Origin of the sequence: Streptomyces sp. NBC_00569, from assembly GCF_036345255.1 — a bacterium.
In the GTDB taxonomy this organism is placed as follows: Bacteria; Actinomycetota; Actinomycetes; order Streptomycetales; family Streptomycetaceae; genus Streptomyces.
Genome location: NZ_CP107783.1, coordinates 888,863 through 914,329, shown reverse-complemented (window position 1 = coordinate 914,329; position 25,467 = coordinate 888,863). Strand labels below are relative to the sequence as shown.

General features: G+C 71.3%; 23 protein-coding genes. 8 read left to right on the top strand and 15 right to left on the bottom strand.

The genetic code is table 11. From position 1 onward, the window contains the following. The first annotated feature begins 117 nt into the window (after window positions 1-117). Window positions 118-1,755, top strand: coding sequence for an MFS transporter (locus OHO83_RS04290; protein ID WP_330278703.1), 1,638 nt, complete (start codon window positions 118-120; stop codon window positions 1,753-1,755). 3 nt (window positions 1,756-1,758) lie between these two features. Here OHO83_RS04290 and OHO83_RS04285 read toward each other — a convergent pair whose 3' ends face one another. After that, window positions 1,759-1,986, bottom strand: coding sequence for an integrin alpha (locus tag OHO83_RS04285; protein ID WP_330278702.1), 228 nt, complete (start codon window positions 1,984-1,986; stop codon window positions 1,759-1,761). Beyond that, window positions 1,955-3,217 (bottom strand): FG-GAP repeat protein, encoded by a 1,263-nt coding sequence (locus OHO83_RS04280; RefSeq protein ID WP_330280715.1) that lies wholly within the window; start codon window positions 3,215-3,217, stop codon window positions 1,955-1,957. The genes OHO83_RS04285 and OHO83_RS04280 overlap by 32 nt, the downstream gene beginning before the upstream one ends. Window positions 3,218-3,369: 152 nt before the next feature. Here OHO83_RS04280 and OHO83_RS04275 point away from each other — a divergent pair, with 152 nt between their 5' ends. Further along, window positions 3,370-3,993 (top strand): class I SAM-dependent methyltransferase, encoded by a 624-nt coding sequence (locus tag OHO83_RS04275; protein ID WP_323187068.1) that lies wholly within the window; start codon window positions 3,370-3,372, stop codon window positions 3,991-3,993. Between the two features lie 14 nt (window positions 3,994-4,007). Here the strand turns inward: OHO83_RS04275 and OHO83_RS04270 are convergent, their stop codons facing one another. Beyond that, window positions 4,008-4,646, bottom strand: coding sequence for a LysE family translocator (locus OHO83_RS04270; protein WP_330278701.1), 639 nt, complete (start codon window positions 4,644-4,646; stop codon window positions 4,008-4,010). Between the two features lie 55 nt (window positions 4,647-4,701). Further along, the gene (locus OHO83_RS04265) at window positions 4,702-6,000 is read right to left on the bottom strand and encodes an MFS transporter (protein WP_323187125.1); all 1,299 of its coding nucleotides are present in this window, start codon (window positions 5,998-6,000) and stop codon (window positions 4,702-4,704) included. 299 nt (window positions 6,001-6,299) lie between these two features. Between OHO83_RS04265 and OHO83_RS04260 the strand changes: the two genes are divergently transcribed. Continuing rightward, window positions 6,300-6,920 carry an L-threonylcarbamoyladenylate synthase gene (locus OHO83_RS04260; RefSeq protein ID WP_266678744.1) on the top strand — a complete coding sequence of 207 codons (621 nt, stop codon included), beginning with the start codon at window positions 6,300-6,302 and terminating at the stop codon, window positions 6,918-6,920. 16 nt (window positions 6,921-6,936) lie between these two features. Here the strand turns inward: OHO83_RS04260 and OHO83_RS04255 are convergent, their stop codons facing one another. The 3 genes from OHO83_RS04255 to OHO83_RS04245 form a co-directional block, all read right to left on the bottom strand. Next, window positions 6,937-8,172: an epoxide hydrolase family protein gene (locus OHO83_RS04255; RefSeq protein WP_330278700.1), complete on the bottom strand. Its 1,236-nt coding sequence runs from the start codon at window positions 8,170-8,172 to the stop codon at window positions 6,937-6,939. A gap of 10 nt (window positions 8,173-8,182) precedes the next feature. Further along, a complete protein-coding gene (locus tag OHO83_RS04250; protein ID WP_330278699.1) occupies window positions 8,183-9,520 on the bottom strand; it encodes a M1 family metallopeptidase in 1,338 nt (445 codons plus the stop codon). A 105-nt stretch (window positions 9,521-9,625) separates the two neighbouring features. Beyond that, window positions 9,626-13,696, bottom strand: a complete 4,071-nt coding sequence (locus tag OHO83_RS04245) for a Pls/PosA family non-ribosomal peptide synthetase (protein WP_330278698.1) — start codon at window positions 13,694-13,696, stop codon at window positions 9,626-9,628. Between the two features lie 325 nt (window positions 13,697-14,021). On the opposite strand from OHO83_RS04245, the gene OHO83_RS04240 reads away from it, so the two are divergent. Continuing rightward, complete coding sequence (locus tag OHO83_RS04240) at window positions 14,022-15,665, top strand: GMC oxidoreductase (protein WP_330278697.1); 1,644 nt, start codon at window positions 14,022-14,024, stop codon at window positions 15,663-15,665. Between the two features lie 39 nt (window positions 15,666-15,704). Here the strand turns inward: OHO83_RS04240 and OHO83_RS04235 are convergent, their stop codons facing one another. Together OHO83_RS04235 and OHO83_RS04230 are read right to left on the bottom strand one after the other, a co-directional pair. Continuing rightward, on the bottom strand, window positions 15,705-16,184 hold the full coding sequence (locus OHO83_RS04235; RefSeq protein ID WP_266680228.1) for a carboxymuconolactone decarboxylase family protein: 480 nt from the start codon (window positions 16,182-16,184) through the stop codon (window positions 15,705-15,707). After that, complete coding sequence (locus tag OHO83_RS04230) at window positions 16,184-17,269, bottom strand: NAD(P)H-dependent amine dehydrogenase family protein (RefSeq protein WP_266678754.1); 1,086 nt, start codon at window positions 17,267-17,269, stop codon at window positions 16,184-16,186. The genes OHO83_RS04235 and OHO83_RS04230 overlap by 1 nt, the downstream gene beginning before the upstream one ends. Window positions 17,270-17,447: 178 nt before the next feature. Here OHO83_RS04230 and OHO83_RS04225 point away from each other — a divergent pair, with 178 nt between their 5' ends. Then, entirely contained in the window at window positions 17,448-17,900 is a 453-nt protein-coding gene (locus OHO83_RS04225) for a hypothetical protein (protein WP_266678756.1), read from the top strand. 40 nt (window positions 17,901-17,940) lie between these two features. Here OHO83_RS04225 and OHO83_RS04220 read toward each other — a convergent pair whose 3' ends face one another. Further along, window positions 17,941-18,246 carry a cupin domain-containing protein gene (locus tag OHO83_RS04220; protein ID WP_227299348.1) on the bottom strand — a complete coding sequence of 102 codons (306 nt, stop codon included), beginning with the start codon at window positions 18,244-18,246 and terminating at the stop codon, window positions 17,941-17,943. 146 nt (window positions 18,247-18,392) lie between these two features. On the opposite strand from OHO83_RS04220, the gene OHO83_RS04215 reads away from it, so the two are divergent. Further along, a complete protein-coding gene (locus OHO83_RS04215; protein WP_266678758.1) occupies window positions 18,393-18,962 on the top strand; it encodes an isochorismatase family protein in 570 nt (189 codons plus the stop codon). A gap of 28 nt (window positions 18,963-18,990) precedes the next feature. Here OHO83_RS04215 and OHO83_RS04210 read toward each other — a convergent pair whose 3' ends face one another. From OHO83_RS04210 to OHO83_RS04195, 4 genes are all read right to left on the bottom strand, one after another. After that, window positions 18,991-19,341: a UBP-type zinc finger domain-containing protein gene (locus tag OHO83_RS04210; protein WP_266678760.1), complete on the bottom strand. Its 351-nt coding sequence runs from the start codon at window positions 19,339-19,341 to the stop codon at window positions 18,991-18,993. After that, complete coding sequence (locus OHO83_RS04205; RefSeq protein ID WP_266678762.1) at window positions 19,338-20,807, bottom strand: ATP-binding protein; 1,470 nt, start codon at window positions 20,805-20,807, stop codon at window positions 19,338-19,340. Before OHO83_RS04205 ends, OHO83_RS04210 begins: the two co-directional genes overlap by 4 nt. After that, complete coding sequence (locus OHO83_RS04200; RefSeq protein WP_330278696.1) at window positions 20,804-22,480, bottom strand: FAD-dependent oxidoreductase; 1,677 nt, start codon at window positions 22,478-22,480, stop codon at window positions 20,804-20,806. Before OHO83_RS04200 ends, OHO83_RS04205 begins: the two co-directional genes overlap by 4 nt. Before the next feature lie 147 nt (window positions 22,481-22,627). After that, window positions 22,628-23,602, bottom strand: coding sequence for a threonine/serine dehydratase (locus tag OHO83_RS04195; protein WP_330278695.1), 975 nt, complete (start codon window positions 23,600-23,602; stop codon window positions 22,628-22,630). A gap of 114 nt (window positions 23,603-23,716) precedes the next feature. On the opposite strand from OHO83_RS04195, the gene OHO83_RS04190 reads away from it, so the two are divergent. Next, the gene (locus tag OHO83_RS04190) at window positions 23,717-23,881 is read left to right on the top strand and encodes a hypothetical protein (RefSeq protein ID WP_443066113.1); all 165 of its coding nucleotides are present in this window, start codon (window positions 23,717-23,719) and stop codon (window positions 23,879-23,881) included. 88 nt (window positions 23,882-23,969) lie between these two features. Then, window positions 23,970-24,800 carry an ABC transporter ATP-binding protein gene (locus OHO83_RS04185; protein ID WP_266678768.1) on the top strand — a complete coding sequence of 277 codons (831 nt, stop codon included), beginning with the start codon at window positions 23,970-23,972 and terminating at the stop codon, window positions 24,798-24,800. Here the strand turns inward: OHO83_RS04185 and OHO83_RS04180 are convergent. Then, window positions 24,797-25,354 (bottom strand): AAA family ATPase, encoded by a 558-nt coding sequence (locus tag OHO83_RS04180; RefSeq protein WP_266678770.1) that lies wholly within the window; start codon window positions 25,352-25,354, stop codon window positions 24,797-24,799. The two genes, OHO83_RS04185 and OHO83_RS04180, sit on opposite strands and share 4 nt — an antisense overlap. Window positions 25,355-25,467: the final 113 nt, after the last annotated feature.

The window sequence follows — 25,467 nt, the reverse complement described above, 5'->3', positions numbered from 1 at the left end:
AGCGTGGGCGGGGCGGTCCCGGGGTCGTTGATCGATTGGCGGGGCCGCACGGCCAGGCTTAACGTCGGTGTAGTGAACGAGCGCGTTCACCGCGGTACTGAGGTGCACCCCTTTCCCATGTCGGGTACGCAGTCGACACCCTCGAAGCCTGCCGAAGCCCCGGAGCGGGGCCACGGCAGGGGGATCGCACTACTCGTCATCTGTTCGTGCCAGCTGATGGTGGTCCTCGACATCACCATCGTGAACATCGCGCTCCCGCACATCCAGACCGCGCTCGGATTCTCGACCGAGAACCTGTCCTGGGTGATCAACGCGTACACGCTGACCTTCGGCGGTCTGCTGCTGCTCGGCGGGCGTCTCGGTGACATCCTCGGCCGGCGCCGCGTCTTCATGGCCGGTGTCCTGCTCTTCGTGCTCGCGTCCTTCCTCGGCGGCCTCTCGCAGGAGTCGTGGCAACTGCTCGCCGCCCGCTCGCTGCAGGGCGTCGGCGGCGCCATCGCGTCCCCCACCGCCCTCGCACTGATCACGACGACCTTCCGCGAAGGCCCCGAGCGGAACAGGGCGTTCGGCGTGTTCGCCGCCGTCTCCGCGGGCGGCAGCGCGATCGGTCTGATCGCGGGCGGAGTGCTCGTCGAGTGGCTCGACTGGCGCTGGGTCCTCTTCGTCAACGTGCCCATCGGCATCCTGATCGCGCTCGCCGTACCGCGCTGCATCAGGGAGTCGGAACGCCACCCGGGCAACTTCGACGTCCTCGGCGCGCTCACCTCGACCGTCGGCATGGTGCTGCTCGTCTACGGCTTCATCCGCGCCTCGAAGGACGGCTGGAGAAACAGCCTGACCCTCGGCGCGTTCGGCGCCGCCGTCGTCCTGCTCACCGCGTTCATCGCCATCGAGAGCCGGTCGAAACAGCCCGTCATCCCGCTGTGGATGTTCCGCGACCGCAACCGCGCGGGCGTCTACGGAATGATGCTGTTCCTGGCCGCCGCGATGTTCGGCATGTTCTTCTTCCTCACCCTCTTCGTGCAGAACATCCTGGGCTTCAGCCCGCTGCGGGCCGGCCTCGCCTTCCTGCCGATCAGCGCGATCATCGCGATGGCCGCGGGATTCGCCTCGCAGTTCCTGCCCAGGTGGGGGCCCAAGCCCTTCATGGTGGTGGGCGCGGTCCTGGCTTCCCTGGGCCTCGGCTGGCTGACCATGATCGATGTCGACAGCACGTACGTGGGCGGCATCCTCGGCCCCACGCTGGTGTTCGGCTGCGGAATGGGCCTGCAGTTCGTGTCGCTGACTCTCATGGCACTCTCCGGTGTGGCGCCGAAGGACTCGGGAGCGGCTTCCGGAGTGCTCAACGCACACCAGCAGGTCGGCGGCTCGCTCGGCTTGTCCATCCTGGTCACGGTCTTCGGTACGGCCAGCCGCAACGAGGCCGAGGACCAGGTGCCGAAGTTCCTGGCGCAGGCGACCCCGACCCAGCAGCTCCGGTTCCGAACGACCGGGCAACTCCCGCCTCCCTGGGGCGACCAGGTGCTCGCGTCGGGGATCTCCAGTGCCTTCGTCGTCGCCGCCGTCTTCGCCGTGGTCGCCGCGGTGATCGCGCTCGTCGTCATCCAGGTCCGCGCCTCCGACCTGGAACGCCTCCAGGGCGGCACCATGCCGCTCGTACCCGCCGAGGAGGGCGCGACGGCCGCGGGCGGCGCGGCTTCCAGCGCCTCACCGGCGAATCCCGTCAGACGTGACGGTCCACCCCCGGACGGCTGAGCCCTACGCGGTACGTGGCGGGAGCCCGAGGCCGGACGGGGCCAGAAACTGGATCCGCCGGGCCGTGCCAAGTCCCTCCGGGGTACCCGGGAAGAGCCAGAGGCCGCCCTTGCCGCGCAGATAACCGGGGGCGGTCGCCACCACGTCGGAGCGGCCGTCGCCGTTGACGTCGAGCAGCGGGAACGTGGCGGCGAACCAGTCACCGCCCGACGGGTCGTGCTTGCCGGGCACACCGGGGGTGTCGAGGTCGAAGGCGGTCGCGTTCGCGCCCGTCGGAGCCGCCCGGCAGCAGCGTGAAACGGCCGTTTCCCTGGTCCTCTCCCGGCGTGTCCACGAGCAGATCCGGATGCCCGTCACCGTTCACATCGCCGGTGCCCGCGCCCCTTCCGAAAGCGTCCTTGCCCTGCGAGTCGCCCGGAACACCGGGTGTCTCCTGGTCGAAGACGGCGTCGGGCCGCCCGCCTCCCACACCCGACTTCGACCCGTACGCCACGGTGAGCCGCCCCGAGGCCGGGCCCTCCGCGACACCCACCTCGCGGTAGCCGGGCGCGAGAACGTCCTCGTTTGCGTCGCCGTCGACGTCACCGCTGCGCGGCACCATGACTCCGTCGTACGTATCGTTGCCGAGGTTCCCGGGCGGCCGGGCCGGCGTCAGGCCGCGGGGGCTGCCCCGGAAGTACGTCACGTACGGGCCGTCGTACGCAGGCGGATCCGCATCCTCCTCGCCCGGGTTGGGGTCGGTGAACATGACATCGCCGTAGCCGTCGCCGTCGAAGTCCCCGCTGGTCGCCTGGCTGGGGCTCGCCGTGTTCTTGAGTTCGGCGGTGCGGGCGGGCGTGCCGTCCTTGCCGAAGGGGCCGTAGGCCACCAGGCTCTGCCGGGGCGGCAGTTCGGTGTCGTTCCCGTTGGGGTGGTGCCCGCGTAGACCAGGTCGACGGCCCCGTCGCCGTCGACATCGGTGGCCGCGCTCGCCATGACCGGCGGCCTTGACGGGGATCGGGTCGCCGAGGCCCTTCTTGCCGCCGGGCAGGATCACGGCATTGCCGGGGTCGTCCCGGCGCACCGGATCCTTGGCCTGGTGGTCGGTCTGCGTCGCGACCAGGTCCGTGTAGCCGTCCCCGTTGAGGTCGGCGCGGAGCAGCGGTCCGTAGAAGAAGTCGCGGTAGGTCCTGCGACGCCCGGGGTCCAGGCCCTTCGCCGAGCCGGGGAGGACGAGCAGGTGATAGCCGGTCGGCCGGCTGAACTTGTTCCGCGTGGTCATGGCCGTCACGAAGTCGTCGTAGCCGTCGCGGTCGAAGTCGCCGAGTCCGCGCTCGCCCGCACCCCGGCCAGTGGGAACCCGCGGAGCGGGGTCGGCGGTGCGGTCCTCGCGGGCGTCGCCCTCGGAACAGCCCACGAGCAGCGTCACCGCGCATCCGCAGGCGATCAGCGCCTGAGACAGTCGACGGCTTTTGCGGGGCACATGGGACAAGGCGTTCCTCCTGGGTCTCCTGTAGAGCTACGGAGAGGACCGCTCGGGAACATTCATGGTTGCGGTCCGGAAGATCGCGGTTCGGCAACGTCGCCCCCGGGCCGCCGCGGTGCCATGCTGGGAACGAGACCTGGAGGGCCGCCGTGGGGTTCTATGCCGAGCAGGTGCTGCCCCGGATCATCGATGTCGCCTGTGGCGTGAGGATGGCCGCACCGCTGCGACGGCGGGTCTGCGAGGGGCTGCGGGGCCAAGTCGTGGAGATCGGGTTCGGCACGGGACACAACGTCCCTTACTACCCGTCGACCGTCGAGGGCGTCGTCGCGATCGAACCCTCGGACGTCGGATGGCGACTCGCCGCCGAGAGGGTCCGCGCGGCGGCCGTCCCGGTGCGCCGCGCGGGCCCGGACGGCCAGTCGCTGCCCTTCGAGGACCACAGCTTCGACACCGCCCTGTCGACGTGGACGCTGTGCACCATCCCCGACGCCGGGGCCGCGCTGCGCGAAGTGCGCCGTGTGCTGCGGCCCGGCGGGACACTGCACTTCCTGGAGCACGGGCTCGCGCCGAAAGAGGACGAGAACGTGCGCCGCTGGCAGCGACGCATGGAACCGGTGAACAAGCGGCTCTTCGGCGGCTGTCACCTCACGCGCCCGATCACCGACCTGCTGACGGAGGCCGGATTCACGATCACGGCACTCGACGTCTTCTACGAGAAGGGCGCACCGAGGCCCATCGGGGCCAACTCGATGGGCGTCGCACTCGCGCCGTAGGCAGGCGAACGTCCCTAGTCGGCACGGCCCGTGGCCGCGACGGTCACACCCAGGCCGATCATCGTGAGCCCACCGACACCGCCGACCATGCCGAGCCGCCGCGGCGAGCGGGCGAACCAGCTCCGCGTCGTCGCCGCGATCAGGCCCCACACGCTGTCGGACACCACCGCGATGACGTTGAAGACCAGGCCGAGCAGCAGCATCTGAAGGGTGACGTGCCCCTGGCCGCGATCCACGAACTGCGGCAGCACGGCGGCGAAGAACACGATCGTCTTCGGGTTGGCCACACCCACGGCGAACCCCTCCCACAACGTACGCAGACTGCCGTGCGCGACCCCGTCACCGGTGAACGCGGTCTGCAGTGATCGCCGTTGACGCACCGCCTTGACGCCGAGGTACACCAGATACGCGGCGCCCACGAGCTTCAGCGTAGTGAAGACGAGGACCGAGCGCTCCACGACGGCACCCACACCGAGCGCCACGGCCACGACGAGCACGTAGGCGCCGAGCGTGTTGCCCACGACCGTGGTCAGCGCGGCACGGCGCCCCTGTGACAGCGCCCGCCCGATCACGAACAGCACGCTGGGGCCCGGAATCACGATCAGCAGGAACGACATGGCCGCGAAGGCCAGCAGTCGGTCGGAAGACACCATGGGCTCATCCAACACCTCGGCGCGTCCTGTGCGCACGGGATTTTTCGCACGTCGGTCAGGCCTGGGCGACCCGCGTCCTGGCCGCGAGGACCGCGGCCGTCACGCTGGGCACGAGCAGCAGCGCGAAGGCGGCACCGTAGCCGCCAGGACCGGACGAGCCGACGCCCAGGAAGAGGTTGAACACGGCCGAGGCGAGGCCGAGGACCGCGACCTGGCCCAGGTTCTGGCTCGTCTGCATCGCGCCGCTGGCACAGCCCTGGCGCTCGGCCGGGCTGTGCGCGAGTGACAGGAGAGTGAGGGAGGGGACGAGGGCTCCCATGCCGACGGCCGCGATGACCATCGTCGACGCCGCCGTCAGCGCGGGCATCCAGGGAAGCGCCCCGGCCGCCGCCAGTGCGAGCGCCGCCGCGAGCACCAGCGCGCCGCCCGCGACCAGGCGATGGCGGGCGACGCCGTCCAGGAGGTGCCCCTGCACCCACGAGGACGCGGCCCACGCGAGCGCCGCACCCGTGAACGCCAGACCCGTCAGCACCGCCGACACATGCCGCTCGGTGTCGAGCATCAGCGGCACGAACGCCTCCAGCGTGAAGTACGCGCCCGAAGTCAGGCCCCGCAGCAGCACCGACGCGGGCAGACCGCGCGCCGCCCGCCACGTGCCCCGCGGCAACAGCCGTGGCACGAACGAGCACAGCAGGGCGACCCCCACCGCCCCGCACACCAGGTTGCGCACACTCCAGCCCGACGTGGCGTACTGCGCGAGCGCGGCACCCAGACTCACCAGGGCCGCCGCGAGCAGCGGCGGCCGCCGCGCCTCGTCGCCCCGGTACGTCGGCGCGGACTGCCGGGAGCGGCTGCTGAGCAGCGCGACCACCGCGAGCGCCGGGAGCAGCGTCAGCGCGGCCAGACCGAAGAACACCGCTCGCCAGGACCACCAGGCGGCCACGAGTCCGGCGAGTGGGGGACCGGCGAGCGAGGGGATGATCCAGGACGTGCTCATCAGGGACAGGGCGCGCGGCCGCAGACGGTCGGGGTAGGTCTGGCCGATGGCGGTGTTGATCGACACCGCGATCATCCCGGCCGCGATCCCGTCGAGGAAACGCCCGGCCGCCAACTGCCAGACGGTCGTACTCGTGGCCGAGATCAGGAGCGTGAGCACCGCGAGCACCACGCCCGCCGCCAGCGGCCTGCGGGCCCCGGCACGGTCCGCCCAGTCGCCGCCGAGGACCCCGCCCAGCAGACTCGCGGCCACGAAGCATCCCGCCACCAGCGGATACAGGGACACCCCGGCCAGGTCCCGCACGGCCGCGGGCAGCGTCGGGATCACGGCGAGTGCGGCGAACCCGGTCAGGAACATCACCGCGGCGAAGCTCACGGTGGCCGCCGCGTACTTCCTGCCGAACAGCCCGTCCCCGGCGGCGACTTCCGACCGCGACGTCCCCCGCTCGGCCACCGCCCCACCCTCGATGCCGTCACTGCGGCAATGCCGGGCGTCGCGCTCGGGGGACTCGGAGGGGGCCGTCGGATCATCGGTCACGGGCGGACAAGCTATGCGGGGCGCACGAACGCATGCCACTTGTTTTCGGCGACTGCTTTCGGGGGAGCGCCGCCCCCGTTCCGAGATCCATTCACGCCCTCGGCCACTACACTCGGCGAATGGCGAAGTACTTCGACGTACACCCCGAAAATCCCCAGCGGCGCACGATCAGCGGTGTGGCCGACAGCATCCGTGCCGACGAACTCGTCGCGTATCCGACCGACTCCTGCTACGCGCTCGGGTGCCGGCTCGGCAGCCGGGACGGCATCAGCCGGATCCGGGCGATCCGCCACCTGGACGACCGTCACCACTTCACGCTCATGTGCCAGAACTTCGCCCAGCTCGGGCAGTTCGTGCAGATCGACAACGATGTGTTCCGCGCGATCAAGGCGGCGACGCCCGGCAGCTACACCTTCATCCTGCCCGCCACGAAGGAGGTGCCGCGCCAGCTGCTGCACCCGAAGAAGAAGACGGTCGGCGTCCGGATCCCCGACCACGCGGTCGTGCAGGCCCTGTTGGCCGAACTGGGCGAGCCGATCCTGTCCAGCACGCTGCTCCTGCCCGACGAGGAAGAGCCGCTGACGCAGGGCTGGGAGATCAAGGAGCGGCTCGACCACGAGGTGGATGTCGTGGTCGACTCCGGTGACTGCGGCACCGAGCCGACCACGGTCATCGACTTCTCCGGCGGCGGGACGGAGATCGTCCGGCGCGGGGCGGGCGATCCTTCGCGGTTCGAGTAGCGGCCGGAGCAGCCGCTCAGCGCCGCCCGCGGAAGGTGCGGCGCAGGTCGTCGACCCAGGCGTCGGGGACCTCCCACGGGATGAAGTGCCCGCCCTCGTCATGGGCGTTGACGTTGACGTGGTGGTACCAGTCGGCACGGTCGCTCGCGAGCCAGTTGTCGACGCGCTGCTGCGCGGTCGTGACGCCGGGCGGGTTCTCGTGGCCGACGAAGGTCAGTCCGGTGGGGGCCTCGACCACGGGCGTGCGGGTGTGGGCGGGCGTCCACGGGTAGCGGTTGGCGTTCGCGTAGTACCGCGTCGACGTGCCGATCGTGTTGCCGGCCCAGAAGATCGTGGCGTGGGTGAGGAGATCGTCCTTCGTGAAGACGGTCTCGATGTCGCCGTGGTGGTCGCTCCAGCTGACCCAGCGCTCCAGGATCCAGGCGAGCAGGCCGACGGGAGAGTCGCTCAGACCGTAGGAGAGCGTGCTGGAGTCGAGGACGTGGACGGCGAGGTGGGAGGCGAAGCGGCGGTCGAGGGCCAGGATCCCGGCGCGGATGTCGTCGGGAAGTCCGTCGGGGATGGGTTGGCCGCCGCTCAGGTCCCAGGCCCGGTCGCCGTTGAAGAAGGTGAGCTTCTGGCCCGATCCGATGTGGATGCCGAGCAGTTCGTCCGCGTACTTGTGGCCCAGCTGACCGGTGACCAGGGCGCCGATGTCGCAGCCTCCGGCCGCGTACCGGGTGTGGCCGAGAGTGTCGGTCATGAGGGTGTGCCAGAGGTCGGCGACCTTCCAGAAGTTCATGTCGGGGTGGTCGCGCAGCGGCGCCGAGAAGCCGAACCCGGGCAGGGACGGGACGATGACGTCGAATGCGTCGGCCGGGTCCCCGCCGAAGGCCGCGGGGTCGGCGAGCGGGTCGACGACCTTCGACCAGTGCCAGAACGTCCAGGGCCAGCCGTGGGTGAGGATGAGCGGGGTGGGGTTCGGTCCGGTCCCGGGTCTGCGCATGAAGTGCACCGGGACCCCGTCCACGCGCACCTGGTAGTGCTCGTAGGCGTTGACCGCGGCTTCGGCCTTGCGCCAGTCGTAGCTGTGGAGCCAGTACTCGGCCAGCTCCTGGAGGTAGCCGCGGTCGACTCCGTAGAACCAGTCGCCGTTCCCGACGTCGTCGGGCCAGCGCGTCATGTCGAGACGCCGGCGCAGGTCCTCCAGGACGGCGTCGGGCACGTGGACGGGCGTGGGATCCAGGGGGAAGCGTGGTGTTCCGTCAGCCACGGGAGATTCCTTACCTGTAGGGGACGAGAGGTGCGGGCAGCGGCGGAAGCGGCCTGCGGCGCAGCCACGCCGTCATGAGGTCGCCGACCGGCGCCGCCGCGTACCGGGCGACGTGCGCCGTGAACGCCTCGGTGGTCACCACGCCGTGCCGGTGCGCCGAGACCCAGTCGCGCACCATGCGGAAGAACGGCTCGTCGCCCAGCGCGCAGCGGACCGCGTGCACGGTGAGCCCGCCGCGCTCGTAGACCTGGTCGTCGAACAGCGACTTGCGGCCCGGGTCGGCGAGGAGCAGGTCCTGCGGGAGCGCGGACAGCTCCCGGTGTGCGGCGGCGGCCAGTTCCTGGGTGGTGCGGCCGCCCGAGCGCTCCGACCACAGCCACTCCGCGTACTTGGCGAAGCCCTCGTTCAGCCAGATGTCCCGCCAGTCGGCGATGGTGAGGCTGTTGCCGAACCACTGGTGGGCGAGCTCGTGCGCGACGAGCCGCTCCCAGCCCCGCGCGCCGTCCACGTGGTTCGCGCCGAACAGGGAAAGCCCCTGCGCCTCGACCGGGACGTCGAAGTCCTCGTCGGCCACCACGACGGCGTACTCACCGAACGGATACGGGCCGAAGAGCTCCTCGAAGAGGCGCATCATCTCGGGCTGCCGGGCGAAGTCCCGCGAGAACTCCGGCAGCAGACGCACGGGCACGTATGCGCTCTGCGGCACACCGCCGAGCCCCGGCTCGCCCAGCAGGACCGTCTGGTACATGCCGATCGAGAGGCCCACGAGATAGCTCGGCGTCGGTGCCGGCTGCTCGTACACCCAGGTCGTCGTCGACGACTTCGTCGTGCGTGTGAGCAGGCGCCCGCCCACGACCACCGTGTACGGCGAGGGGACCGTGAGGGAGATCTGGTAGGCGGCCTTGTCGTCGGGCCGGTCGTTGCACGGGAACCAGGACGGTGCACCGACGGGCTGGCTCGCGACGAGCGCGCCGTCGGACAGCTCCTCCCAGCCGAGCCCGCCCCAGGGGCTGTTGACCGGCTTCGGATTGCCCGACCAGTGCACCTCCACCGTGAACGCGGCGCCGGCCCGCAGCGGCTTCACGGGCCGGATCCGCAGCTTGCCGCCCCGGTGCGTGAAGCGCGGCTGCCGGCCGTCGACGAGCACCTTGCCGAGCCGGAAGGCCTCGAGGTTGAGATGGAACTCGGTCAGCGGGGCCCGGCCCGCTATGGCGCTGATACGGGCGTTCCCCGCGAGGCGGTTGGGGCCGGGACGGTAGTCGAGGGACAGCTCGTAGCGGTGCACCCGGTAGCGGGGGTCGCCGTGGCCGGGGAAGTACGGCTCCGAAGCCGCTGTCTGGCCGCTCACTGAAGTGTCCACTCCCTGCGCCGTACTCAACGTGTCTGTGTCGTGCCCCCCACCCCGTGCCGTACGCATCGAAGCCCTGACCGACCTTAAGGTGTCTCCGCCCGTCTAGGACCGCCAGGCCTCGATCGGATTGCCCAGCCAGCGAGTGTCGTCGGGTACGGACTCCGCGGCCATGACCAGGGACGCGGGGCCCAGAGTGGCGCGAGCGCCGACCGTACTGCCCGGCAGGACGATTCCGCCAGGGCCCACCGTCGAACCCCCGCCGAGCGTCACCTTGTCCATCCGCAGGATCCGGTCGTGGAAGAGGTGCGTCTGCAGCACACAGCCGCGGTTCACGCTGACCGCGCTGCCGAGGGTCACGAGGTCCGTCTCCGGCAGCCAGTAGCTCTCGCACCACACGCCCCGGCCGACGCGCGCGCCCAGGCCGCGCAGCCACAGCGTCATGAGCGGGGTGCCCGGCACCGCGCCGATCAGCCACGGCACGGCGACCACCTCGACGAACGTGTCGGCGAGCTCGTCGCGCCAGACGAAGCCGCTCCACAGCGGGTGTTCACCGGCCCGGTGCCGGCCCACGAGAAGCCACTTCGCGGCGATCGCGGACAACGCGCCCACGACACCCGCGCCGAGGAGCACCGCCCCGGACAGCGCGGCGGCACCCCACCAGCCCACGCCCGCCGGCCCGGCGAGCGCACACAGCGCCCCGCCCGTCAGCACGGCGAGCGCCGCCGAGCAGAAGACGGGCACGAGCCGGAACAGTTCCACCGCGCCGCGCGCCCACAACAGCCGCCCCGGCGGGTCGTACGTACGCGAGTGGTCGCCGCCCTCGGGAGCGCGCGGCAGCTTCATCGGCGGCAGCCCCAGATACGAGGTGCCCTTCTTGGCCTTCTTCGGGGTGGCCGACAGGACACCGACCAGACCTCCGTCCGGGACGCTCCGTCCCGGCCCGGTCATGCCGGAGTTGCCGAGGAACGCCCGCCGGCCGATCGCCGCCCGCCCGATCCGGACCCAGCCGCCGCCGAGTTCGTACGGAGCGGTCAGCGTGTCGTCGGCGAGGAACGCCCCGTCGCCGACCGTGGTGAGGCTCGGCAGGGCGAGGACCGTGGAGACCTCGGCGCGACGGCCGATCTTCATGCCGAGCAGCCGCAGCCACAGGGGAGTGACGAGCCCCGCGTACAACGGGAACAGCGTCTGCCGGGCCGCGTCCATCAGCTGCGTGATCGTCCAGGACTGCCAGCCGGTGCGGCTGTGCGTCGGGTGCAGGCCCGGCCGCAGCCCGAGGCTCAGCAGCCGCACGGCGCCCACCAGAAGCAGCGCGTACGCGCATCCGAAGGCCAGTGCTGCGGGCACCACCGCGACCAGGGCGCCGCGCAGCGCCTCGCCGAGACCCGCGGCCGCGGGCACGAAGCGGAGCGCCACCGCGAGCGCGGGCACGGCCGCGAGCACCGGCAGCGCGGAGAGGACCAGGCCCGACGCGCCGTACATCAGCCGCCACCCGTACGAGCGCCTCGGCCGCTGCTTCGGCCAGTCCCGCTTGGCCTTGCCCAGCTTCACGGCGGGGGAGCCGGCCCAGCGCTGGCCGGTCGGGATCTGGCCGGTCACCGCGGATCCGGGGGCCACCTCGGCCTTCTTGCCGACGCGCGCACCGGGGAACAGCAGGCTGCGGGTGCCGACGACCGCTCCGCCGCCGACTTTGACGGCGCCGATCACCAGACGGTCGCCGTCGAGCCAGTGTCCGGAGAGGTCCACGTCGGCCTCGACGGCGCAGCCGCGGCCCAGTTTGAGCATGCCGGTCACCGGCGGCAGCGAGTGCAGGTCCACCTCGGCGCCGATCCGCGCGCCGAGGGCGCGCGCGTACCGCAGCAGCCATGAGCCGGTCAGCGAGGTCGCGCCGCTGCACTCGGCGAGCCGCTCAGCCGTCCACAGCCGCAGATGGACATGGCCGCCGCGCGGATATGTGCCGGGCCCGACGCCCCGCAGCAGCAGCCGCGCGCCTCCCGCGGCGAGCGCGAGCCGCCCCGCTGGGCTGAACAGCACCGCCGCCCCCGCGGCCACCCACCACCAGGACACGGCCTGAGCCCAGGCATAGGACCCGAACCAGTGCAAAACGTTGCCGAGCGCGGCCAGAGCCACGCACCAGCGCAGTCCGACGAGCGTGAACAGCGGGAGCAGAAGCAGGAGTTGAAGGACCTGGGCGCGTAGCGGCACCGGTTCGACGTCTCGGTGGGCCTGCGTGCCCTGCGCGGACTCCTCCAGATGGCGGGCGAGCTTGCGCAGCGTCGGGTGCTGGTAGATGTCGAGGACGGCGGCGCTGGGGTAGCGGGTGCGCAGCCGGGTGGTCAGCTGGGCGGCGGCCAGGCTGGAGCCGCCGATCGCGAAGAAGTCGTCCTTGGCGCCGGTCACGGACACTCCGAGCGTGTGCGCCCACTGTTCGGCGAGCCACGCCTCGGTGCCGTACAGCTGCTCGGTGGGCCCGGTGGAGCTGTCCAGGTCGGGGAGCGGCCAGGGCAGGGCGGCGCGGTCGACCTTGCCGGACGTGCGGGTGGGCAGGCTCTCGACGGGGGCGAGGAGTGGCACCAGGGCGGCGGGCAGCGCGGCCCGCAGGCGCTCGACGGCCTCGGCACGGTCCCAGCCGTCCTGCGTGACGACGTAGCCGACGAGCAGCTGGTTGCCGCTGCGTGCCGTGCGTACGGCGGCGGCCGCCCCGGCTACGCCGGGCAGCGCCTGCAGAGCCGCATCGACCTCGCCGAGCTCGATGCGGCGGCCGCCGAGTTTGATCTGCTCGTCCCCGCGTCCCAGGAACACGAGGCCTTCCGGGTCCGCCTTGACGAGGTCGCCGCTGCGGTAGGCGCGCTCCCAGCCGAGGGAGACCAGCGGCGCGTACTTCTCGGCGTCCTTGGCGGGGTCGAGATAGCGGGCCAGCCCCACGCCGCCGATGACGAGCTCGCCGGTGGCGCCGAGCGGGACGGGATCGCCGGCCTCGTCGACGACGGCCAACTCCCAGCCGTCCAGCGGCAGTCCGATCCTGACCGGTTCCTCGCCGGTCATCAGGCACGCGCAGGCGACGACCGTGGCCTCCGTGGGGCCGTACGTGTTCCACACCTCGCGGCCCTCGGTGACCAGACGCTGCGCCAGCTCGGGCGGACACGCCTCACCGCCGAAGATCAGAAGGCGTACGTCGTCGAGGACCTGGGGCTCCCACAGGGCGGCGAGCGTGGGCACCGTGGACACGACGCTGATGTCCTGCTCGACGAGCCAGGGCCCGAGGTCGGCGCCGCTGCGGACGCGGGAGCGCGGTACCGGCACCAGGCAGGCGCCGTTGCGCCAGGCCAGCCACATCTCCTCGCACGACGCGTCGAAGGCGACGGACAGGCCGGCCATCACGCGGTCGCCGGGGCCGATCGGCTCGTCGGCGAGGAACAGCGCGGCCTCGGCGTCGACGAAGGCGGCGGCGCTGCGGTGCGAGACCGCGACGCCCTTGGGCTTCCCCGTGGAGCCCGACGTGAAGATGATCCAGGCGTCGTCGTCGGTGCCGGGCAGGCAGTCCGCGGCCCCTCGGGGAGTCCTGGCGCCGCCCTCCTCCTTGCCGTCGGGTCCCCACGCGGTCAGGTCGTGGCCGGCGCTGATGACGGCGCGCACCCCGGCTTCGCCGAACACCAACTCGGCCCGCTCGTCCGGGTCTTCGGCGTCCACGGGGACGTAGGCGGCGCCGACGGCGAGCACCGACAGGATCGCGATGTAGAGATCGTTGGTCCCGGACGGGACGCGGACCCCGACCCGGTCGCCCCTGCGGACCCCGGCCAGCGCGAGCCGCACCCGCAGGTTCTCCACCTCGTCGGCGAGCGCGCGGTACGTGAGCTGCTTCGCCCCGTCGTCCAGGGCCACCTCGTCGCGGTGGTCGCGCACGGACGCGCCGAAGATGTTCATGAGGGTGCGGGGAGGGGCGGCCGGCCCCGCGGTGAACAGGGCCGTACCGCCGCGTACGCCGACGGCGCTGTCCTCGAAGGACTCCGCGTCGGGGGCGGCCACGGTCAGGTCCAGCGGTTCGATCAGAGCCGGGGGTTCGACCGGCGGCGTCACGTGCTCCACGACGACGCCCGTCGCGTCGTCGAGTGCCACCGTGCCGGGTGGCGGTCCGTCAGGCGGGGGGACGTCGCTGCCGTTGTCTGAGGTTGTCATGGGTTCCTTGCGTGTCGCCGCCGGAGCTGGATCAACGGTGATCCCGCATGAAAGCCGTGCTGCCGGTCCGGCCGGGCGCCGAACAACCTGACGAAGTGTAGTAACCCGCTCGATTGTTTACATGCAAGGACTTGCCTGGATCTGTGTGACAGTGCTAACTCCTCGGCGGCTGCCGACAGCCGCCCCGGGGCCGTCGGTGCGCCCGGGGACGAGTGGACGCGAGTTACCTATTCGGCGCACATGAATTACCTATTCGTGTGTAGTGACTTGATGCGCCGACGGCAGTAGAACTCGTTTCGATTCCATCGAAAGTGAGGAACGTGCCATGAGTGGTTCCACCACGCGTGCAAGCGGTTCCAGGAACGTCTCGCGACGCACTTTTATCGCTGGAACCGGTTCTATTCTGAGCGCCGCGGCGCTGTCGGCCCACGCCCCCGCCGCCTATGCGGCCACCGCCCCCGCCGCCGCTCCGATCGACTCCGGCGCGCACGTCCGCGCCCTCGTCGTCGGCACGGGATACGGCGGCTCCGTGGCCGCGCTGAGACTCGCCCGGGCGGGTGTCGACGTCCACATGATCGAAATGGGGATGGCCTGGGACACCCCCGGACCGGACGGCAAGATATTCGCCAACACGACCAGTCCGGACGCCCGTTCCTACTGGCTCCGGACCAAGACCAAACAGCCCCTCAGCAACTTCCTCGGCTTCCCGCTCGACAAGGACGTCCCCCGCCACACCGGAATTCTGGACGCCGAGGAAATGGGCGGGATCGTCGTCTACCAGGGCCGCGGCGTCGGCGGTGGTTCCCTGGTCAACGGCGGCATGGCGGTCACCCCCAGACGCGAGAACTTCGGCGCCATCCTCCCGTCGGTCGACGCCGCCGAGATGTACGCGACGTACTACCCGCGCGCCAACGCCGCGCTCGGCGTCGGCACCGTCGACCCGGCCTGGTTCGAGAGCGCCGAGTGCTACCGGTTCGCGCGCGTCGGCCGTAAGCACGCCCAGCGCTCCGGCTTCCCGTTCGTCTTCGTGCCCGACGTGTACGACTGGGACTACATGAAGCAGGAGGCGGCCGGCACCGTTCCCAAGTCGGCGCTCGCCGGCGAGATCCTCTACGGCAACAACTACGGCAAGAAGTCCCTCCAGAAGACCTACCTGGCCCAGGCCTCGGCCACCGGGAGGGTCTCCATCTCGCCGCTGCACAAGGTGACTTCGGTCGCGCCCGCACCCGGCGGCGGGTACACGGTCGTCATCGAGCAGATCGACACCACCGGCACGACCACGGCCACCAAGACCGTCACCGCGGACAGGGTGTTCTTCGCGGCCGGCAGCGTCGGCACGAGCAAGCTCCTGGTCAAGCTCAGGGCAACCGGCGCCCTGCCCGCCCTGAACGGCGAGGTGGGCAAGGGCTGGGGCGACAACGGCAACGTCATGTGCGGCCGCGCCAACCATCTGTGGGACCCGACCGGCAAGGTCCAGGCGTCCATCCCCTGCGGCGGCATCGACAACTGGGCCGCCGGAGGAGCGTTCGCCGAGGTCGCGCCGCTGCCGACCGGGATCGAGACCTACGCCTCGTTCTATCTGTCGATCACGAACACCCCGCACCGCGCCGAGTTCTCGTGGAACGCCCAGGCGGGCAGGGCCGATCTGAACTGGCAGACGGCCTGGAAGCAGACCTCCATCGACATGGCCAGGACGATCTTCGACAAGATCAACGCGAAGGAGGGAACGATCTACCGCACCGATCTCTTCGGCACGTACAAGATCTGGGGCGACCACCTCACGTACCACCCGCTCGGTGGCGCGGTCCTGGACAAGGCCACCGACAACTACGGCCGCCTGCACGGCTATCCGGGCCTCTACGTCATCGACGGCTCGCTGATCCCCGGCAACACGAGCGTCAACCCGTTCGTCACGATCACGGCGCTCGCCGAGCGGAACATCGAGAAGATCATCGCCACCGATCTGTAGCGGGTGAGCAGCGCGGGGGCCGGCCGCGGCCCCCGCGTCTCAGGCCGTGGGCAGGACACACGCGGTGTCGAGACCCAGCACGTGGTTGAGCCTGCCGAACGCCAGCCAGGAACCGATGCTCATGCTCAGCTCCACGATCTCGACCTGGCTGTACAGCGCGGTCATCCGGGACCAGAACTCCTCGTCCAGGCCGTGGTGGTCGAGCGCGTACCGCTCGGCGTACTCGGCCGCGAGACGCGTGCGGTCGTCGAAGGCGTCGCTGGTACGCCACTCGGTCACCGAGTCCGCGAAGGACTCCTCGACCTTCTCCCCGTCCCGGTCGGTACGCCAGTCCAGGCAGAACTGACACCCGTTGATCTGCGCGATCCGCAGCCGTGCCGCCTCGAACTCCCGCAGGCCCAGGGTCGTATGGGCGTACACGGACAGCGAGAAGTTGGCGGCCGCCATGCCGATACCGGGGACCATGTCCCCCCAGACGTAGCCGATCGGTTCCTGTCCCTCGGGGATGTCGATGATCATCATTGCTTCCTTCCGCGATGGCCGAGCTTTCCGACTGCGGGGCGCAGCGGGACGTCGAGCGCGTCGTAGAGGCCCGGGGCCTGGTCCACGAGCCAGTCGATGGCATTCACCAGCCGGCCGACCGCGGTGGCGTTGCCGCCGGCCGACCGGTTCTCGCCCTCGTCCGCGGCCTCGACGGTGACCTCGATGCGCGGACGGCCCTCGATGATCACCCGGTGCGCCCCGGTGCCGTCGGGGGGCGTCGGCCAGTCCGGCGCGCAGGACGGGTGGATGCGGGTGACGTGCTCGATGACGATGAGGGGTTCGCCCCCGACGATGCCCTGCACCTCGAACCGGACGGCGCCCTGCGTGCCGGCCTCGAAGTCGCCCATCGTGCGCGTGCTGACCGTGGTGTCGAGCGGGCGGCGGTCCAACGTCTCGCGGATCTCGTCGAGTTCGACCCCGAGCGCCCGCGCCATCAGACGTATCTGTCCGCCCCACACCATCGTCGGGACGGTGTCCCACAGCATGGGCGGGTCGTAGTCCATCGGCTGACCCATGCCGACCAGGAGCCGTACCGAGTCGGGCTGGTCGTACGTCGAGTAGTCGAAGATCTCCTGGCAGCGGATCGCGTCGACGGTGCTGCCGAGCCCGCTGACGAGGAGCGGCAGGACGTCGTTGCCCCAGCCCGGGTCGACCCCGGAGGCGAACAGGGACCCGCCGCCTTCCGCGATGGCGGCCACCACCGGATCCCGGAACTCCGGCGGCGCGCCGCGGTGGTCGTAGAGCGGATAGAGGGCGGGGGAGACGACGACGGCGCCGGACCGCAGGGCCCGGGTGATGTCGGCGAGGGCGTCGTCGGGGCGGATGTCGCCGGAGGCCGCGTACACGACGGCCCGGGGCCCGGCGGCCAGCACCGCTTCGATGTCGTCGCTCGCAGTGACCTCCAACTCGTGGTCGAGGCCCGCGAGTTCACCCGCGTCACGGCCGACCTTCGCGGGATCGTGGACCAGTACGGCGACGAGCTCCAGTGCCGGGTGGGCCTCGACGGCGCGGATGGCCGCGCGCCCGACATTTCCGGTACCCCAGACAACGGTCGAAATCATGCGCGGAGGGTAGCGCCGGGGCCCGAACCTTCCTAGAGCCATGACGAGTCGAGGAGATGCGGACGGACGCCTACGCACCGAGTGAACGTCCCGGGCGCCCCACTATGCTCAGCAGTTCGGCCCGGGGGAGGTCTGCCCGGGCCGAAATGCTGAGTTGTACGGGGATCACGGAGGAAACGTGCGCAGGACGCTAACCGGTATTGCTCTGGTCGCGGCGACAGCCGCTCTGCTGGCCGGGTGCGGCAGCGGCGGGGGAGACGGCAAGGAGGCCGGGGCGAAGCAGGACACGTCGACGGCACCCTCGCCCGCCGCCTCGAAGCCGGCCGGGGGTCAGGAAGCCACCCGCGAAGTGACCTTCGAGGTGCGGGGCCAGGGCAGTACGCAGGTCCTGTGGACGGCCGGCGACAGCAAGACGGAGCAGGTGAACCTGCCCTGGACGAAGACGACCCAACTGACCGTCAAGGGCGCCGAACTGAAGGTCGGCAGCCTGGTGTCGGTCGTCCCCGGCTCGGTGACCGGCTCGGAGGGCCAGCTCGAGCCGGCCTCCTGTGTCATCAAGGTCGACGGCAAGCAGGTCGCGGACAACAAGGGCGGCAAGTCGATCGCGGGCTGCAAGTACCTCGTCAAGTGACTGCCGTCAGGTGACTGCCGTCCGGTGACCCGGCGGAGCGTTACGCCACGGCTTTCGACGTCCCCTTGAGCTCGATCTCGACGAACGCCAGCCACGTGCCGCCCGTGTTGACGACGTCGTGCTCGCCGCCTGCCGGGCGCGCGTAGGACTCGCCGGCGCGCAGCTGTGACTCGGTCACCGTGCCGTCGGGGGCGAACGCGCTGATCCGGCCGTCCACCACGGGCACGACCACGTAGTCGTGCTCGTGGACGTGGCGACCGGTACGCGTGTCGGGCTCGAAGTCCCAGCGGGTCACTCGTACTTGCTCGTCCTCGTGCTGCACGCTCGGCTTCGCGGTCGTCGTCATCGAACCTCTCCCTGCTGTCGATCATGGGGCGTCGGCTTCAACGCCCACGTCAGAGGCCTGATCGGCATCCGACGCCAGTGGAACACAGGCGTGGGGGCGCAGGAAACCGCATGGAGGCGCGCGGCCCCGCCGGTCATGATGACCGCATGATCAATCGCGTAGAGGCCCTGATCGTGGTGGACGTCCAGTCAGCGTTCGTCTCCGGCAAGGGGGCCGTTCCGGATGCGGTACGTCTCGTGGAGCGGACGACGGACCTGATCGCGCGGGCCCGCCGCGGCGGGGCCCTCGTCGTGCACCTCCAGAACGACGGGCCGCCCGGGGCGGAGGACGAGCCGCACACGCCGGGCTGGAAACTCCACCACCCGGTCGAGCCGGGCCCGGCGGAGGTCGTGATCCGCAAGCCCAAGGACGACGGCTTCGACGGGACAGCGCTGGGCGGTCTGCTCGCCGGTGCGGGGGTCGAGGCGCTCGCCGTCTGCGGTGTGATGTCCGAGATGTGCGTCCAGGCGACGGCGCGGACCGCTCTCGCGCGGGGCTATCGGGTGGTCCTGCCGTACGACGCCCACGCGACCCAGAACGTCCCGGCGGCCCCCGGCATCAGCGAGGAGATCCCGGCCGCCACCGTCTCCAGGGTCGCGGCCTGGGCGCTCGGCAGCGACGCGGACACGACCACGCGCTCGGCGGACGTGTCGTTCACGGCCCCGGGGCCGGCCTGATCCGGAGCTCGTCCGTCCGGCGAACCCGTCAGCCCAGCAACTCGTTCCAGTTCGAGGGGACTCGGTCCCCGGGGCCGGGGGCCGACTGGGTCTCGGGATGGCTGACGGGGGGAGCGAGGTCCGGGCCCGTCTCGATGAGCGAGGACGTGTTGTAGTCCCAGAACCAGCTCTCGCCCGGCTCGAAGCTCTGGATCACCGGGTGGCCGCTGGTCCTGGCGTGATCCGTCGCGTGCTTGCCCAGTGAGTCGTCGCAGCAGCCGATGTGACCGCACTGCGCGCAGCGCCGCAGATGGAACCACCAGCCGTCGACCGCGTCGCACTCGACGCATCCGGTGCCGCTCGGCGGGACAGCGGGGTCGATTCCTTTCGGGGTGCTCATGAGGGCTCCTGTAGGGGGTCGGGTTCGGGGTCGGAGTTCGTGGACGTGAGAGGGAGACGCACCTGGAAGCGGGTGTCTCCTGGTTCGGAGTGCACTTCGAGCTGGCCGTGGTGCTTGTTGACGACGATGCGCCAGGAGATGTCCAGGCCGAGCCCGGTTCCCTCGCCCACCGGCTTGGTGGTGAAGAACGGGTCGAAGATGCGGCCACGGATGTCCGCGGGGATCCCGGGCCCCGTGTCGCGGAACTCCACGAGCAACTGGTCACGGTCGAGCGCGGTGCGCACCGTCAGCGTGCCCTCACCGCCTGTGCTGTTCATCGCCGCGACCGCGTTGTCGACGAGGTTCGTCCACACCTGGTTGAGCTCGCCGGGGTAGGCGGGGACCTCGGGCAGTGTGCGGTCGTAGTCCTTGACGACCTTGATCCCGTTCCCGAACTTGCCGGAGAGCATCATCAGCGTGCTGTCGAGCAGCTCGTGCACGTCCGCGAACCGGGAAGGGGCCCGGTCGATCTGGGAGTACTGCTTGGCCGCGTCGACGAGGTGGGAGATCCGCGCGGTGGAGTCCTCGATCTCGTTCATGAGGAGTTCGGTCTCGACGGTGTAGTTCAGCCACCGCACTGCGCCTTCGAGGGTCTCCTCGCCGACGGCCGAGGCGACCTGGTCGAGCCAGTCGACATCGAGGCCGGCCTGGACGAAGTTCGGCGCCAGCTGCCAGCCGGCGGTGATCCCGTGGTCGTCCAGCCAGTCCGTGAGGGCGTCCTCGCGGTCGGAGGTCTCCAGAGGGGTCAGAACAGGAGCCTTGGCCACCTGCTCGGCCGTCCGCTCCTGGATCTCGACGAGTGTCTCCAGCGTGGCCCGCCGGTACGGGCCCGAGGCGATCGCGCCCAGCTTGTGCCGCATGCCCGCGACCCGCTCGCGCAGCGCCGACGTGGCCCGCGCCGCCGCCGCGGCCGGGTTGTTGAGCTCGTGGGTGAGCCCGGCGGACAGCGAGCCCAGCGCCAGCAGCCGCTCCCGCTGGCCGACCGTCTGCTGGGTTTTCCGCGCACCGAAGAACAGCCCTTCGAGCAGGTGGACGGCCATGGGGAACCATTCCCGCACGACGGCCGCGAAGGTCTCCGCGGGCAGGACGAAGAACCGCGAGGGTTCCGTGACCCGCATCGAGCTGTTGTACGTCTGCGCGGCCCGATCCCCGAGGTAGGACTGGAAGGCACCCGAGTACACACCGCGGCTGGAGCTCCGGTTCACCTCCACGTCGTCGGCGCCGACGCGGCGCGACATGACGAGCGCGCCCTCGAGGAGCACGTAGAAGCAGGTCGCCGGATCGCCTTCCGCGTACACGGGCCCGGGCTCGAAGGCCTCCACGCGGCCCTCGCGGCACAGCCGGTCGAGCTGGTCCGGGTCGAGTTTCTCGAACAGGAACAGTGAGCCCAGTTCCTCGCGGCTGCACGGAACCGGCCGCCCGTTCACGACTGCTCCAGATACCGGTGTACGAGCATGACGGCCATGGCTCCCTCTCCGACGGCGGACGCGACGCGCTTGGCGGACTCGGAGCGGGCGTCCCCGGCCACGAACACACCGGGCACATTGGTCTCCAGGTGGTACGGCGGCCGGTCGAGGTCCCAGTCCGCGGGCGGCCGTCCGTCCGGGGTGAGGTCGGGACCGGCCATGATGAACCCCCGCCCGTCCCGCAGCACCGTCCCCTCCAGCCAGCCGGTCAGCGGCGCGGCCCCGATGAACACGAACAGCCAGTGCGCATCCACGAGTTCGGTGTGCCCGCTCGCCACGTCGCGCAGGGTCAGCTGCTCCAGATGCTCGGATCCGTGCGCGGCGTCGAGGACGGTTCCGGTGCGTACGGAGACGTTGGGCGCGTCCTCGATCTGCTGGACGAGATAGTGCGACATCGAGGCGGAGAGCGACGGGCCCCGCACGAGGAGGGTCACGGACTTGGCGCCCCTGGCCAGGTACAGGGCGGCCTGTCCCGCCGAATTCGCGCCGCCGACGATGTACACGTTGTGCCCCTGGCAGGCGCTCGCCTCGGTCAGCGCGGAACCGTAGAACACCCCGCACCCCGTGAGTCCCGCGAGGCCTGGGGCGTCGAGCTGCCGGTACGACACTCCGGTCGCGAGGATCACGCTGTGCGCGGAGACGGCGGTGCCGTCGGAGAACAGCACGGTGCGCGCGGCTCCGTTCACCTCCAGGCCCGTCACCTCACGCGCGGTGAGGATCTCGGCGCCGAACCGCGCGGCCTGGCGCCGGGCGCGTTCGGTGAGCTGGGACCCGGACACGCCGTCCGGGAAGCCGAGGTAGTTCTCGATCCGTGAGCTCTGGCCCGCCTGTCCGCCGGTCGCCGAGCGTTCCACGAGCACGGTCCGCAGTCCCTCGGATGCCCCGTAGACGGCGGCGCCGAGCCCCGCGGGGCCGCCGCCGACGACGACCAGGTCGTAGAAGTCGGCCGTCGGCGTCGTCGCCAGGCCCACCCGCGCGGCCAGCTCGGCGTCCTCGGGTTCGACGAGCGCGGTGCCGTCCGGGGTGATCACGAGCGGGAGCCGCGAGCCGTCCTGCCCGGCGGCGGCCAGCAGACAGCGGGCCTCCGGGTCCTCGGACGAGTACCACCGGTACGGAACCTGGTTGCGGGCGAGGAACTCCCGTACGTCCGACGACCGCGCCGACCAGCGGTGCCCGACGACCTTCGTCGTCGCCACGGGCTTGCGGTCGGTGGCCCGCCAGGTCTCCAGCAGGTCCTCCACGACGGGATAGAGCTTCTCCTCCGGCGGGTCCCACGGCTTGAGGAGGTAATGGTCGAGGTCGACGACGTTGATCGCGTCGATGGCGGCGCTCGTGTCGGCGTACGCGGTCAGCAGGATCCGGCGCGCGCCCGGATAGATGTCGATGGCCTGCTCGAGGAACTCGATGCCGTTCATCTCGGGCATCCGGTAGTCGGCCAGGATCACCGCGACCAGGTCGCCGCGCAGCTTGAGCTCGCGCAGCGCGTCCAGGGCGGACGCCCCGGACTCCGCGCGGACGACGCGGTACGACTCGCCGAAGCGTCGCCGCAGGTCACGGGCGACGGCGCGGGACACCCCCGGGTCGTCGTCCACGGTCAGGATGACGGTGCGCGCTGGGCCTGCGGCCTGTGCCATGCGTCTTCCACCCCGAACTCATCGGCGTCTCGCCCCGGCGCCGGTCCCCGCGGACGTGCGCGCGGGAGCGGCCGGAGAACCCCATCGTAAGTTCGATCGCCCGGGTTCGCCCCGGAACGCCCGCGGGGTGCGTGCTGCGGGGATGTGTCAGCCCGGGAGGCGTGTGCCCCGCGTGAGGTCGCCGGGGTCCGTGTTCGCGCCGCACAGGATCACGGCGACCCGCTCGCCGGGTGCGGGCGTATAGACGCCTGAGGTCACCGCCGCGAGCGCCGTGGCCGCCGCGTGCTCGACTGCGAGCCGGCGGTCGTCCCACAGGGCCTGCCGTGCGGACACGATCGCCCGGTCGGTCACGAGAACGGACCGTACGTGGTCCTTGCCCGCCCAGTCGAGCGCCATCTCGGAGGTGCGGCGTGCGCCCAGGGAGTCGGCCGCGACGGAGTCGACCGGGACGTTGACCACAGCGCCCGCCTCCAGCGCGGAGCGCAGGGCGCAGCAGCGCTCCGGTTCCACGGCCACGACACGCACGCCGTGCTCACGCGCCGACGCGGCGATGCCCGTGAAGAGTCCGCCGCCGCCCACCGAGACGAGGACGGTGTCGACTCCGGGCAGCGCCTGAACGAGCTCCTCCATGACCGTCCCGGCGCCGGCCGCGATCAACGGGTGGTCGTACGCGTGGGACTCCAGGGCGCCGCTCTCGGCCGCGTACTTCTGCGAGGCCGCCAGCGCCTCCGCGTACTCCGAGCCGACCTGCCGCACCGTGGCACCCAGCCGCCGGAGCCTGTCGACCTTCACCGCGGGAGCCGTCTCGGGGACGAAGACGGTGGCCCGGACCGAGTGCCGGGCCGTGGCCCAGGCGCAGGCGAGCCCGGCGTTGCCCCCGGAAGCGATGACGACGCCCGCGTCCGGCATCAGGCCCGCCTCGATGTGGCTGCTCACGAAGTTGAAGGCGCCACGCGCCTTGAACGAGCCGGTGTGCTGCATGAACTCCAGCGCGAGCCACCCTTCGGCCTCACCGAACGCACCATCGAACGCCCGGCCGCCCAAGGGGGCCACCACGAGCGGGCGTGTGTGCCCCGCGATGCGGTCGGCCGCGGCCCGTACGTCGTCGAAGGCAATGGTCACGAGCTTCTCCTCGGATGAGCGGGTGGTGACGACCCTACGAGAAGGGGCCGGCGCCCCGGCCGTCACCCGTTCGATTCAATGCCGGTCGGTTCGCATCGGCATGCCGGTGCGAGCGTGCTCATCGACGCCACCGTCGTGCGGCTGCTGCTGGTGCCCGCGGTGATGACGCTCCTCGACCGGTCCGCGTGGTGGACCCCGCGCTGGCTCGACCGCATCCTGCCGCACCTGTCCGCGGAGGGGGACCCGGAAGCGCCATTCGCCGCCGTCAAGCGCCCGTAGCGACCGCGCGGGTCCACGAACTGGACGTCTCCACGTTTGAATGCCATGTGCAGCTAACCTGTGCCGGTCCATTCGACAGGAGGCGTCAGTGAGCAACGGACGGATCGTCGCCGCCCTCGACGGGGCCTGCGTGCGCAGGTTCACGACGGGCCAGGTCATCCTCGACGACATCAACTGGACGGTGCGCTCCGGCGAACACTGGGCCCTGCTCGGCGCCAACGGCGCCGGTAAGACCAGCGTGCTACGCCTCATCGGCGCGCTGATGCACCCCACCACCGGCACCGTCGAGGTCCTCGGCCACCGCCTCGGCAACGTCGACGTACGCGAACTGCGCGCGCACATCGGCCTGGTGTCGAGCGCGCAGCGCGTGCCGCTGGACCTGACCGGGCACACCGTCGTCCTGACCGGGCACACCGGCACCGTGCAGCCGCTGTGGCGGAAGTACGACGCCGACGTACGCGAGCGCGCGCACACGCTCCTGGCCGAGCTCGACATCAAGGACCTCGCCGACCGGCCGTACGGCGTCTGCTCCGGCGGCCAGCGGGCCCGCATCCTCATCGCCCGCGCGCTCATGGCGGACCCGTCCCTGCTCCTGCTCGACGAGCCCTTCAACGCGCTCGACCTGCCCTCGCGCGAGGACCTCATCGACACGATGCGTCAACTCGCCGAGGGGCGACGGGGGCTGTCCACCATCACCGTCACCCACCACCTGGAGGAGCTGTCGCCGGCGATCGGCCACGCGCTGCTCCTGCGCGACGGCCGCGTTCTGGCGGGAGGCCGGGCCGACGAGGTGCTCACGTCCGCCCGGATGACGGCCTGCTTCGGCCGCCCCATCGAGGTGTCGCGCCACGGGGGCCGCTGGCTGGCCGGCTCGGCAACCGTGAGCCAGGTCCCCCCGGTCGCGGGAGACCGAAGCTAGGTCCACCCGGGGACGGGCGGCTTCTCGGCCCAGCCGGTCGCGGCCACCACCTCGCGGGCGATGTCGGCGACCGTCCGCCCGTCGGTCGCCACTCGCACGGTGTCCGCGGGGGCCCGCTCGTCCAGGAGGCGTGCCTTGCGCATGCTGCCCCGCAGCTCCGTCTCCAGCTCCGAGCCGAGCTCCCGGGCGGTCAGCCGCTCGCCCGCGGTGGCGTCGGACGCGGTGAGCAGGACCCGTACCATCCGGACGCCCGGTCCCATCGCGCGCTCGAACATGGCCGCCGCCTCGGGCAGCACACTCACCGTGTTCGTGTAGATGAGGCGCCGATGGCCGCGCCGGGCGAAGTTGCCCCACACGGCCGTCAGATTGTCCTCGGTGATCCCGGCCCGGTGCGGGTCACCCTCCGGCGCCGGGTGCACCTGCCCCATGAAGTCGCCCTCGATCACGGCGTGCGACACCTCCACGGCGCGCAGGAGGGCCGACACCTCCCAGCCCACGGTCGTCTTGCCGACACCGGCCCGTCCGCCGAGGAGCAGCACTTCGGCATCACTCATGACAGCAGGGTGACAGGGCACGGCCGCCCCGCGCGATCCGAAATCGCCGCGATCCTCTCCGCCGCGAGCCCTGGACCTCAAGTGCGGTTCAGTTTCTAGGCTCGGACACACCG